13 protein-coding genes are annotated in these 10693 nt (G+C 59.1%); all 13 read left to right on the forward strand.

All coding sequences use genetic code 11. From position 1 onward, the window contains the following. The first annotated feature begins 3 nt into the window (after positions 1–3). The 13 genes from BST14_RS18595 to BST14_RS30110 all read left to right on the forward strand — a co-directional run bounded on the left by BST14_RS18595 (position 4) and on the right by BST14_RS30110 (position 10638). Positions 4–1155 (forward strand): MlaD family protein, encoded by a 1152-nt coding sequence (locus BST14_RS18595; RefSeq protein ID WP_083065853.1) that lies wholly within the window; start codon positions 4–6, stop codon positions 1153–1155. Then, the gene (locus BST14_RS18600) at positions 1152–2156 is read left to right on the forward strand and encodes an MlaD family protein (RefSeq protein ID WP_083065854.1); all 1005 of its coding nucleotides are present in this window, start codon (positions 1152–1154) and stop codon (positions 2154–2156) included. Before BST14_RS18595 ends, BST14_RS18600 begins: the two co-directional genes overlap by 4 nt. Beyond that, entirely contained in the window at positions 2153–3121 is a 969-nt protein-coding gene (locus BST14_RS18605; RefSeq protein WP_083065855.1) for an MlaD family protein, read from the forward strand. The genes BST14_RS18600 and BST14_RS18605 overlap by 4 nt, the downstream gene beginning before the upstream one ends. Positions 3122–3246: 125 nt before the next feature. Further along, entirely contained in the window at positions 3247–4215 is a 969-nt protein-coding gene (locus BST14_RS18610) for an MlaD family protein (RefSeq protein ID WP_083065856.1), read from the forward strand. Then, entirely contained in the window at positions 4212–5207 is a 996-nt protein-coding gene (locus BST14_RS18615; RefSeq protein WP_211280756.1) for an MlaD family protein, read from the forward strand. The genes BST14_RS18610 and BST14_RS18615 overlap by 4 nt, the downstream gene beginning before the upstream one ends. Further along, complete coding sequence (locus BST14_RS18620; RefSeq protein ID WP_245845512.1) at positions 5204–6169, forward strand: MlaD family protein; 966 nt, start codon at positions 5204–5206, stop codon at positions 6167–6169. The genes BST14_RS18615 and BST14_RS18620 overlap by 4 nt, the downstream gene beginning before the upstream one ends. Positions 6170–6227: 58 nt before the next feature. After that, positions 6228–6989 carry a hypothetical protein gene (locus BST14_RS18625; protein ID WP_142279468.1) on the forward strand — a complete coding sequence of 254 codons (762 nt, stop codon included), beginning with the start codon at positions 6228–6230 and terminating at the stop codon, positions 6987–6989. A gap of 13 nt (positions 6990–7002) precedes the next feature. Beyond that, on the forward strand, positions 7003–7710 hold the full coding sequence (locus tag BST14_RS29620) for a spore germination YkwD domain-containing protein (protein WP_142279469.1): 708 nt from the start codon (positions 7003–7005) through the stop codon (positions 7708–7710). A 161-nt stretch (positions 7711–7871) separates the two neighbouring features. Next, positions 7872–8606 (forward strand): esterase, encoded by a 735-nt coding sequence (locus BST14_RS18635; protein WP_158085897.1) that lies wholly within the window; start codon positions 7872–7874, stop codon positions 8604–8606. Positions 8607–8697: 91 nt separating this feature from the next. Continuing rightward, positions 8698–9045, forward strand: coding sequence for a DUF732 domain-containing protein (locus tag BST14_RS18640; RefSeq protein WP_158085898.1), 348 nt, complete (start codon positions 8698–8700; stop codon positions 9043–9045). Between the two features lie 147 nt (positions 9046–9192). Beyond that, positions 9193–9762, forward strand: coding sequence for a hypothetical protein (locus BST14_RS18645; protein ID WP_083065860.1), 570 nt, complete (start codon positions 9193–9195; stop codon positions 9760–9762). Positions 9763–10142: 380 nt separating this feature from the next. Next, a complete protein-coding gene (locus tag BST14_RS32805) occupies positions 10143–10460 on the forward strand; it encodes an Rv1352/Rv1906c domain-containing protein (RefSeq protein ID WP_497795587.1) in 318 nt (105 codons plus the stop codon). Then, positions 10447–10638: a hypothetical protein gene (locus tag BST14_RS30110; RefSeq protein ID WP_158085899.1), complete on the forward strand. Its 192-nt coding sequence runs from the start codon at positions 10447–10449 to the stop codon at positions 10636–10638. Before BST14_RS32805 ends, BST14_RS30110 begins: the two co-directional genes overlap by 14 nt. The last annotated feature ends 55 nt before the right edge of the window (positions 10639–10693 follow it).

The following is a 10693-nucleotide window of genomic DNA, read 5'->3' on the forward strand; positions in this document are numbered from 1 at the left end:
GCGATGACGATACTCCACGTAAATTCACACGATGAAACACGCTTACTGACCCGCGTCGGCGCCATCTCGCTGGCAGTGATCGTCGTTGCCGCAGCCATATATCTTTTCGCCGATACGTTTACGAGTAAGCCGCGCGAGGTCATCGCGGTCGCCATTGAAACACCGTATGTGGGTCAAGGAGTGGCCGACGGAACACCGGTCTTGATGCGAGGAGTGAAGATCGGCCAGGTGACCGCGGTCTCGAGCATATCTGGCGGCGGCGTCCGCCTAAAAGCCGACCTGCAAAAGGGTCCGACCCAGGGGCTGACCGACGCGCTAACAATCGATTTTCGCCCGTCGAATTATTTCGGGGTCACAGGAATTAACGTGACTCCGGCGCCATCCGGCGGCCCGCTCCGCGACGGCATGCAGCTCAGGATCACACCGAAAGGTAACTTCTCTCTTCAGGCGCTGCTCTACCGCCTCGGCGAGTTGTCCAATGGGGTTCTGAATCAACGTCTGATCAGCGTAGTTCAGCGCGGCACGCAGTACGTCGACGCGTTCACGCCTCTGCTGGAGACCGCGCTTATCGTGGGCAGCTCTGTCGCAAAGGTCCAGACGGTCAGCACCGAGCGGCTCCTGCGGAACACCACTGGAGTCAGCGTGGCGTTTCCTGGCTTCGTCGACGCACTCACCGGGACCGGCACGAGCTTCCTGCACAGCTTCATGGGCACTGCACCCGGCGACTTCGATCCTGAAAAATTCAAACAGAATTATAAGTATTGGTCGGTTCTCGACGACTCCGTGCACAAGCAATACGACAACTTGGCAAAACTTGTTCAATCCACAGTCGCGACAGACGAGTATTACGACAAGGAATGGATCCCGCTCTTCGATAAGGCGCGAACGGCATTCCTTAGCGTGGTGGGCAAACTCGAGTCGTCGCACATGAACGACCTGTTTCCGGCGGTAGAGAGTGTCCGCGCAGTGGCCGATGCAGTTCCCAAGGTCGTCAGCCCCGATAACTTCGCCTACACGCTCACTGAGATCCGGAAGCGATTGGAGAATATGTACCGGGGCTCGGGTGACGAGCGAGCGCTGCAGGTGCGAGTCATTCTCGATCGGCTCCCCGGCGTCGGAACCCCGCTTGGCCTCCTGATGAGTGGGCCGTCATGAAAGCACACTCTTCGCTATGGCGGTTCGTGCTTGCCGCCGTCGTTAGCGCCGTCTTATTGATCGTGATTTCGAATGAGATACGACAACCGGTGGCTACCGCGACACGCACCTATCACGCAGAATTCACCGACGTCTCCGGTCTTAATGACGGCGCCGATGTCCGAGTGCGCGGCGTGCGTGTGGGGAAAATCGAGTCGATCAACTTGAAGCAGACAGCAGACGGCCGTAGCGTCGCCGCAGTTCAATTCACCCTCGAGCGCCGCTTTAGCGTTGTGCGCGCGAGCAGACTTGCGGTGAAATACCAAGCGCTGACTGGGCTGCGCTACATCGATGTCCGCGACCCCGCCGAAGGCGATAGGGTCGCAGACCGCGTCGACGATGTACCAACATCCATGACGCAGCCGGCCTTCGACATCACCGTCTTGTTCAATGGGTTGCAGCCGGTTCTGGCGGCGCTGAGCCCGGACGACATCAATGCGTTCACCGACAACGCGACGGCCTTCTTGGAAGGCGATGGTGGCGGTCTGGGGCCAATGCTGGACAGCATCCACAAGTTGACCGATTTCGTCTCCAATCGGCAACAAGTGGTCGCGCAGCTCGTGAAAAACCTCGCCACACTCGCAGATGGTGTGAAAGGACGTTCTCAGTACTTCACGCAGATCCTTGATGAATTCGAGCTTCCCGTTAGCCAGGCCTTGCAAGTCTTAGATGAATTTCGCAAATCGCAGCTTTCAGGCGCCGACTTCACTCGCGCTGCGCTGCGCCTTCTCGCGGCTGCTGGTATTCGACCGGGAATTGACACGAATAGGGCGCTCGACCGGGCCTTAGACAACGTCTATCGGTCGCTGGAGGCGCTCAAGCGGACACCGGTCATCGCTGACAATATCCCCCCGCCGCCCCAAGACGGTGGGCCGGTGTCGTGCTCGCAGGGGCGGGCTCAGCTGCCCGAGGTGATGGATGTGCTTCTCAACGGCCAGAGAGTGGTGTTGTGCAAAAAATGAAAACACGCGACAGCCAGCGAATATGGGGAGCGATCGCCCTAGTGGTGCTGACGATCGCCGGTGTGGGAGCGGCGATGTTGTACACACACCCGCCGGGGCATCGAAGGGTGGTGTTTTACACCGACGACGCGGCATCAATCCGGGCGGGCGACACGGTGCGCGTCGCCGGGATCGTCGTTGGCACCGTCAAGTCTTTGTCCCTCGAAGCCAAACAGGTTCGCGTGGAAGCCAACATCGAACGCGGCGTGTTCATTGGCGATCAGTCCCAGGTGCAAGTCCGAATGCTCACCGTCGTTGGCGGCTATTACGTCACCATTCTGCCTATTGGCAAGACCCCGCTCGGCGCTCGGGCGATTCCCAAAGAACGGGTGACTATGCCCTACAGCTTGATCCAGACTCTGGCGGACACCACCAAGATCACCGAGCACGTAAACCAGCAGCCCATTAAAGAATCTATCGACCAACTGCAGCATGGTCTGAACGGATCCAATGTCGAATCGGTGACCACTGTGCTCAATGCGGGAAACAGCATCGCAGATACATTGGAACGGCAGCGCGGAGAGCTCTCGAAGATCCTGTCATTGTCAGATGAATACATCGACCGGCTAGCCAGTTACCGAGATCGCCTGCAGGAGTACATCCGCAAGATCGCCATCCTTGAAGAATCGTTGATTCTGTACGGCAAGAGTTTTGGTGATTCTTTAACCGGCGTGGGTACGTTGCTCGAAGACCTCAAGTGGGGCGTGGTGGACCTTTACTATCCGCACCGCGATGACTTCCTCGAAAAAGCTCGAGCGATCCTTGGCGACCTGCGCACAATTCAGTCCCGCAACGGCGCACTCGTCCGACTGCTCGGTCGGATACACGACCGCATGGAACGGGCTCTGGACAGGCAGAACAACTTCACGCGGCCCGAACTGCTGGCAACCGATGTCTGCGTTCCAGTACATGGGAGTCCCTGTTGAAAGTACTCGTCAGCGGGCGGCAAGCGGCTAAAGCTGCAAAGGTCATCGCCCTAGCAGCATTCACCGTAGCTAGCGCAGCGTGTGGAACCCAACCACCCAGCCAGTCCGCGAAATTCTGCGCGATCATGCATGACAGCATTGGACTCTACGCGGGCAATCCCGTCACCCAGATGGGCTACAAGATCGGGACCGTCGACCGGATCATTCCCGGAAAGACCAGCGTCGAGGTTCAGTTCGTCATCACCGAACCCCGGGCCATACCGGCCGGAGTTAAAGCGGTAACCCGCTCCACGTCGATCCTCGCCGATCGTTCACTCGAACTCGTCGGCAACTACGAGTCCGGTCCGCGCCTGCAGCCCGGCCGGTGCATCCCGTTGACGAACTCCTCGACACCGCTGAGCCTGTCTCAGGTAATCGGCGCCGCAACGAATTTCGTCAACGGCATTAATCCAAAAGACTCGACCAACATTCAGGATGCACTGCGCGATGTTGACGAGGCGGCTCACGACAACGGGCCCGCATTGAACAGGTTGCTGACTAAAACCTCAGCGCTGTTGGACAGCCCCGATCGTGCGATAGGCGACCTCGGCGCGATCGTGCGTAATCTCGCCGTGCTGTCAAAGACGTTGCGCGACAACCGCACTCCGGCAAAGCAGATATTGCTCGACATGCAACAGACAACCCCCGATCTGTTAGACGCGATGCGGGGCACCCTGGGACTGACCGATGTCGCTCACGAACTCATCAGGCTGGTCGACGACCTCGAGCATGTCCTGGGCGACGACATCCAGACCGGGCTCGATACCTTCGGCGACTTACTACGACACTTGAGCCCACACTCGAAGGGCATCGCTAACGTTCTCAATCCGGTGCCGCGCTTTATTAACACGTTGTCCTACTACGTCAACAACCACCAATTCGATCTCATCTCTTGGAGTCCACCGCTGTTTCGCATCCGGACCCCCGACGGGCTGGCCCTATGTGGACAGATGAACGCGTCAGCGCCGGGCAGCTGCGCCGACGTCAATGGACAGCCCCACGCGGTGGATATGGCTCTCCTCCAATACGTCTTGACGGAGGCTCAGCGACGATGAGGCTGAATCTGCGCCTGGTGTGCGTGTCGATCGCTACTGCGACAACGCTGTGCTCCTGCGCCTCACTGAACGTCGATTCCCTCCCCATCCCCGGGAGCGATTACCACGACGGCTACGACATCACCATCGAGTTCGCCAATGTCCTCAACCTTCCCGAGCGCGCCAAAGTCGTCATGGATGGCACCAAAGTCGGCATAGTCACGAGGATGGACCTGACGCACACCGGCGTCGACGTCACATCTCGGATAAAGCGCGGAGTTGTTGTGCCGGCCAATATTCACTCGGTGCTCCAGCAGGCCACCGTCCTCGGCGACACCTACATTGCGCTCGAGCGAGATCAAGATGACCATTCCGCGGCACCGCCGCTGAAACCGGGCGGACGGATTCCGGCGGTGCGCACCACCTCGCCCCCCCAACTTGAGGACACAATTGCCAGTATGGCCAACTTCATTGGCAGCGGGGTGATTCAGAAAGCTCAGACGAGCATCATCGAGATCAACAGGGTGACACCACCACGTGCTGAAGCACGTCAAATCGCCTCGCGAGTCGCAACAGACCTCGGTGATCTTTCGCAAAACATGGACAACGTAGAGCTATGGTTGAATGGCCTATCTCAGGCTGGCAGCATAATGGGGACCAACGCCCAGAACTTCAAGTTCTGGTTCTCGCCGCTGGGAGTCGAAGGTTTTCACCACAATTTCATCGTCACCCACTTTCTGGCCCCACTACTGCCTACGTTGGGCACGGTGTACTTCAACGGCTATTGGCTTGTGCCCGTGCTGGAGTCCGTCAGCGGGGCCCTAGAAGCTGTCCAGCGTTCGAAATGGGCGTTTGACGAGGAGTTGCCGCGCTTCCAAAAAGTGGCCTCCGATTATTTGCTGCCCGAACGGAAATATCCCGCCATCAACATCACCTCGATTGTTGGGCCCGACGGCCGCGAGTTGTCAGGGGATGTTCAACAGGTGCTCCGCATGATCGGAGCGATGCCGTGAGGCGCACGGCCTGGCTGGGCGTGGTTTCGTTCGTCGTATTTGCTGCGATTGTCACGCTATTCGTTATGTTTGTCGCATCCCTTGGGATCCGCGTCGGGGCACCCGCCAAACGCACATCGTTGGCGATGGACGTGCCCGACGTCAACAACATCACCGTGGACTCCAACGTCCTGCTGCGCGGCGTGCCGGTGGGAAAAGTCACGGCAGTCGATGCCACCGTGTCGTCGGCAACGATTCACTTCTACATTGAGGATCAATATCCGGTGCCTGTAGACAGTGATGTTCGGCTGGACAACCTGTCAGCACTTGGAGAGACCTACATTGAGCTTGAGCCCCGCAGCACAGTCGGGCCGCTGCTGCGAGATGGACAACGAATTGCGGCTGAAAAAATCAAGCAACCGCCGTCGATATCGGAACTCGCCACCAGCGTCGGCCGAGTGCTCAAGCAGCTCGACCCGCAGCAGCTGAGCCGCGTGATCGGTGAGGCCGACACAGGACTTCCCGACCCGGGAGCGGTGGCGCCAAATCTCGCGCGGTCCAGCATGCTACTGCGCAACGTCACCGCCGACTTCAAGGGTCAGGGCCGCGCGTTACTCGACAATTTCCAATCGTTGCTTCAAAACGCCGAATTCGTCGGCCCGGCGCTGGCCGAAGCGGCACCTCCTATCCGAGACCTTGCGCCACCGCTGCGCGTCATTTGGAACGATGCGTTGGCCACGGTAGGGCTGACCCTGCGACCCGAGGGTGTGGCTGACTTCTCAGCTTTCATCACCCGGATTCAGAAGTTCCTTGACGATCGTGGCGCTGATCTGAGGATATTGGGCGAAGCGACATCGGAGAACGTCAAGCTAATTGCGTCCTCGCTACGAAATTTCGACACCAGTCAAATCCTGGCGAACCTCCTGGCAACGCTGCCCGAGGATGGTGTCGTGGAACTCCACGTCGCGGTTCCGCAGAAATGAGCTGAATCAGGCCCGGGGTAACTGAATCAGGCCAGGGTAGTAAGAAAGGGGTCCAGGGATGGCGAAGCCCACAGCTGGGACTGAAGTCGGAGAGCAAGACGAAGCACAATCCGAATTTGACCACACAGAACCAGGTTCGGATACCGCGGACAATCCATCGAAAAATTCCGACACACACGATGCTGTCCCGGAAACCGGTGACTCGTCCACAAACACCGCTTCGGTAGGTGACGTTGCGGTCGGTGAGACTGCAAAGCCCAACCCTGCCAAGCAGACTGAGAACACGGGTTCGGAACGTCGTCAGATATCGGTCTCGATCAGGTCGCTGCTGACCGCCCTGCTGATCTGTGCACTGTTGGTCGGCATCGGTGTGCTGAGCTGGCTTTACGTGGGAGCTACAGCGAAACTGAACCAAGAGGCCCGCCAATCGTCGGACAGCGCGCATGCCGAGCGCATCGCTCTCGACTACGCAGTCGACGCTGCAAAAATCAACTTCCAAGACTTGAAGTCATGGAATACTAACCTGGTTAAAGGCACCACTCCGGAGCTCAAAGAAAAGCTGAACAGCGCGGCGAAATCCATGGAGCAGATCCTCGAGCCGCTGCAGTGGAACTCGACCGCCGTTCCGTTGGCGGCCAAGGTCCGGTCTGAATCTAACGGGGTCTTCGTGGTCGACACCTTCGTGGGTGTCGACACGAAAACCGTGCAGGCGCAGGAAGGTTTGCGGTCAACTGCCACTTACAGCATCACCATTGACAGCAAGCACGACTGGCAGATCAGCGAAGTCGGCGGAATCGGCTCCGTCATCGGTCAGAAATGATGGTCTGCGACGAATGACGCTGCTCGCTCAGGCATGGCTGGAGGTCACCGCACGCCCAGTAGCAGCGTTCCGGACTGACAGAGCGACGCAGATGGTGAGTTGGCGGCGGCGCCAGGTCTGCGTAGGCCGGCCCATCAACATTGGCGTTGCGCGCCATTGGCCAATGCGCACGCTAAGCAAGCGACTACTCGTGACGCTTATTGCGGCGTCCGCCATTACCGCTGTCCTAGTAATGATCACTGCAGGTTTTTGCGCGCCCACCTGTACAGCGGATCCCTCGTCGCATCTGCGTGCCGAAATCGATGCTGCGCGAGCAGAAGCGGGATGCGCACCGCTGCGAACAGACCCGGTCTTGACCGACGTGAGCCAGCAACTGGCAAAAGAGAACGATCTATATGTCAGGCATGAGGCGAAATTCCTGCCTCCTAGCCTTGATACGGATTTGTTGAAGGTCTTGCGCGAAGCGGGATACAACACGATGAACGCGAGGTTGCTCAACGGCTACGCCGACTATCGCACCGGCGGCACTGGTGATGACGAAGACAAAGCGATCCGGGGTGCGGTGCTGGAGGGAAGGGGTTTCGAGGCACTGCCCGACTGCACGTTGACCAACTACGGAGTCAGCGCAGTGAACGGCGGCGGCGATCAGGGTTGGCCGTCGACTCAACCGAGGACGTACTCCGTCGCAGTTGTCGTTTTAGCCGGCGCGAGTGGCCGCTGACCGAGCGTGCCTAGTGATCGCACGGCTCGCTCCTTGTCGCGAACGAAATCTATCTGAGCACGGGATTGCGTAATGATTTCGTCGATTGATAGGGCAATTTCCGCGAGATACTAGTTGCAAGCGAAACCTCACCAGGTAAAATGGCATTTGTGATACGCGTAGTGTCTGCCGCCGCTGCAGTGGTTCTGGTCGGATCGATCGGTGCCGTCAGCGGGGTAGCGGTCGCCGCCGCGAAGTCTGCCTGCGCCGAAATGGGCGGCAACATACAGTCAGGCAATATTTGCCACGTCAACGAGACCACTCCCGCTTACGTCATTGATCTGAGATTTTCCACCGACTATCCCGACCAGCAGGCCGTGACCGGTTTTCTCGCGCAGGAGCGCAGCCGCTTGATCGGCTTGGCGCAGACTCCCGGCGCTCAGCGTCTGCCGTACAACTTGTACAACACATTTGAACTGTTCAGTGCAGGTCAGTCGTCAACCACCAGCCAGCAGCAGCAGGGTTACGGGCAACCGCCCCATGGTACTGAAAGTCTCCTACTAGTTGAGTTCTTCGATGCCGAAGGTTCCGGGCGGGAAGGAAAAAACACGCCGAAAACCTTTACGTACGACCTCAACAGCAACCGGCCGGTGACCTTCGACGAATTGTTCGTCCCGGGCTCCAATCCGATCGACAAAATCTACCCCGCGGTGGCGACTGATCTAGCGCGTCAGCAGAAGGCAAGGAATTTCCATCTGGACCCCAACATCGGTCGCAACCCGGCGCACTACCAAAACTTCGCTGTCACCGATGATGCAGTGACCTTTTTCTTCAGTGCAGGCGAGTTCTTCCCAGCCGAGGCCGGCGATACGCGAACGGTGATCCCGCGCGCCCTTCTGCCGCCGCTACAGATCTAGACCGCCTATGACAGCGTGCGCATGCACCCAATGGTCAGGCCGCTCCGCGGCACTAATCGTGTGGTGGTGGCCGCGAGTAAACCGAAAGAGGATGGAGGCCCGCGCGGTGATGAAGGGAGTTACATTCACGACCGCGGCGTTGATCGCCGGCTTGGTGTCGACGCCAATAGCCTGCGCTGACCCGAACAACGACTTCATCGCGACCATCGCTGCCCATGGGGTGCTGATCATCAACAACCGCGACGTCGTTGAGGGACTAAACCTTGGCGAACAAGTGTGCCGGCACCTCCGCGATCGATCGACCCCAATGGCTGAGCGCGGGATTCTGGTGCGCAATGGAAGCTCAATGGATCAAGCGCTGTGGATCGTGCGAGCCGCGCAAACAGACCTGTGCCCCGACACCCCGTTCGATCCGGGCGCAACCTACGGCCAGCCTTGACAGCAAGGACGATCGCGGGTGGCGGATCGCACGCAGGAAAAGTGCCAGACATTCGACTCATGGGCCGCGATAGACAAGAGGTGGAGCATGTCTGACCCAGCACACATATCCTTTCTACGCTCACGCAGGCGCCTGGTCCGCATGACAATGTGGTGCCTCGCCGTTCTGGTCGCGGCAGCGACGCAGCCGGGGGGACGTGCGGTCGCGACGCCGGATGATCCCGCCGATCCGTTGCTGCCCGCGGTCGTTCCGGGCCCGAGTAACTGGACACCAAAATTTCCATTTCCGTATGACGCGAACCGTAACGATGTCACCGATGCCGACATCACAGCGGAGCGAGAGATGTGTCAGTGGTTCAAACCCGAATATCGGGAACTTGTTCGTCAGATTGACAGATTTGGCTTCAATCTGCTTGAGGCCAATAATGATTGGACAGTCGGACAGATTCAAGCGCAGGCCGATTCGGTCACGGCCAACATCGACCAAGCCGAAGCGTATCTCGGCCCCAGGGCGCAGGCCCTGACACAAGTAACGGATTCGGCCGGCGACTCGCACTTCGCGATCTTTGAGGGCGAAGCGTTCTATCGGCTATGGCAGCATCTGTCCAACGTCGGCGTTGGTGTGAAGGCGCGCAATACCGCGTGGGTTAATGGCCCGTCTGTGGAGAGAGTCAAGCACTGGGGCAGCAAGATCCACCGATCGCATGTCTGCGACTAGCCGCGAGGCAGCGGCCACCCAGCGCAACAGTGCGGTGCGCCGCGGTATCGAGACAATAGCATGCACCGATGCCTTCCATAGAGAGAGTGATTTCACGCCGATTCCACCAGCGAAAGGTATTACTGCACATGGTGATACACCTCTTCCAGATCGGCAGGACGTCAGAGCGAGTCCTACGCATGGGCGGTGGCGCGGACCGATCCCTTGGTGCGGATGCGGATAGGTCGGCGGCGCGCGGCAGGGTAAGTGCGCGCCAAGCCCACACTGCTGCGGTGACCCATCTAGTGATTAAAGCGTCATTTCTGTTGACGGGAGTCGTCATTGCGGCGGTGATGTGGGCTAGACCTGGTGCAGCGTCTCCTGGCCGCCCGGTGCCATTTATGGATCACGACGGTGTATACCGGGTCGGCCAGGACATCACGCCCGGACTGTATTTGACCGCCGGCGCTAGCAACACCGGGCCCTGCTCGTGGTCGCGACTCTCCTCGGCTGCCGCGGAAGGCACCGCGAATGTCATCGCGCACGGCGAAGCGGTTGGGGCGCAATATGTCCTCGTTGCGGCAACTGATATTGCATTCGAGAGCCGTGGCTGTCAGACATGGTCAATCGGAACACGTCCGGCCACGCCGATTGCACCTGTCCCCAAGACTTGTATCTACCCGCTTACAGGTTGCAATGATCCCAATGAGCCGTCCTGAGTCGATCACGCACCATCTTTTCGGGATCTATGCGCCATTAGGTTCAACCCGGAAGGCGGACGGGCGATCGGTCGACCTGCAGTCGAGCGGGCACGGCCGCGAAACGGAAGACGCCGACGCGGTCTCGCGTGTGGCGGCATCGACTGCTACCCGGATTGGCCTGACCCCGATCGGTTGATCCATGGCCTATGAGAGTCTTGCGGCCCACGACGTGGGCAGGAAGGCTCGACAAG

The sequence above is a fragment of the Mycobacterium arosiense ATCC BAA-1401 = DSM 45069 genome (assembly GCF_002086125.1).
Lineage (GTDB): Bacteria > Actinomycetota > Actinomycetes > Mycobacteriales > Mycobacteriaceae > Mycobacterium > Mycobacterium arosiense.

Coding starts and splice junctions, on each gene's coding strand:
- BST14_RS18595 (WP_083065853.1), top strand. CDS start 4: ATGACGATACTCCACGTAAATTCACACGATGAAACACGCTTACTGACC.
- BST14_RS18645 (WP_083065860.1), top strand. CDS start 9,193: ATGTGGTGCCTCGCCGTTCTGGTCGCGGCAGCGACGCAGCCGGGGGGA.
- BST14_RS18610 (WP_083065856.1), top strand. CDS start 3,247: ATGCATGACAGCATTGGACTCTACGCGGGCAATCCCGTCACCCAGATG.
- BST14_RS18615 (WP_211280756.1), top strand. CDS start 4,212: ATGAGGCTGAATCTGCGCCTGGTGTGCGTGTCGATCGCTACTGCGACA.
- BST14_RS18625 (WP_142279468.1), top strand. CDS start 6,228: ATGGCGAAGCCCACAGCTGGGACTGAAGTCGGAGAGCAAGACGAAGCA.
- BST14_RS32805 (WP_497795587.1), top strand. CDS start 10,143: ATGGATCACGACGGTGTATACCGGGTCGGCCAGGACATCACGCCCGGA.
- BST14_RS29620 (WP_142279469.1), top strand. CDS start 7,003: ATGACGCTGCTCGCTCAGGCATGGCTGGAGGTCACCGCACGCCCAGTA.
- BST14_RS18600 (WP_083065854.1), top strand. CDS start 1,152: ATGAAAGCACACTCTTCGCTATGGCGGTTCGTGCTTGCCGCCGTCGTT.
- BST14_RS18605 (WP_083065855.1), top strand. CDS start 2,153: ATGAAAACACGCGACAGCCAGCGAATATGGGGAGCGATCGCCCTAGTG.
- BST14_RS30110 (WP_158085899.1), top strand. CDS start 10,447: ATGAGCCGTCCTGAGTCGATCACGCACCATCTTTTCGGGATCTATGCG.
- BST14_RS18640 (WP_158085898.1), top strand. CDS start 8,698: ATGGAGGCCCGCGCGGTGATGAAGGGAGTTACATTCACGACCGCGGCG.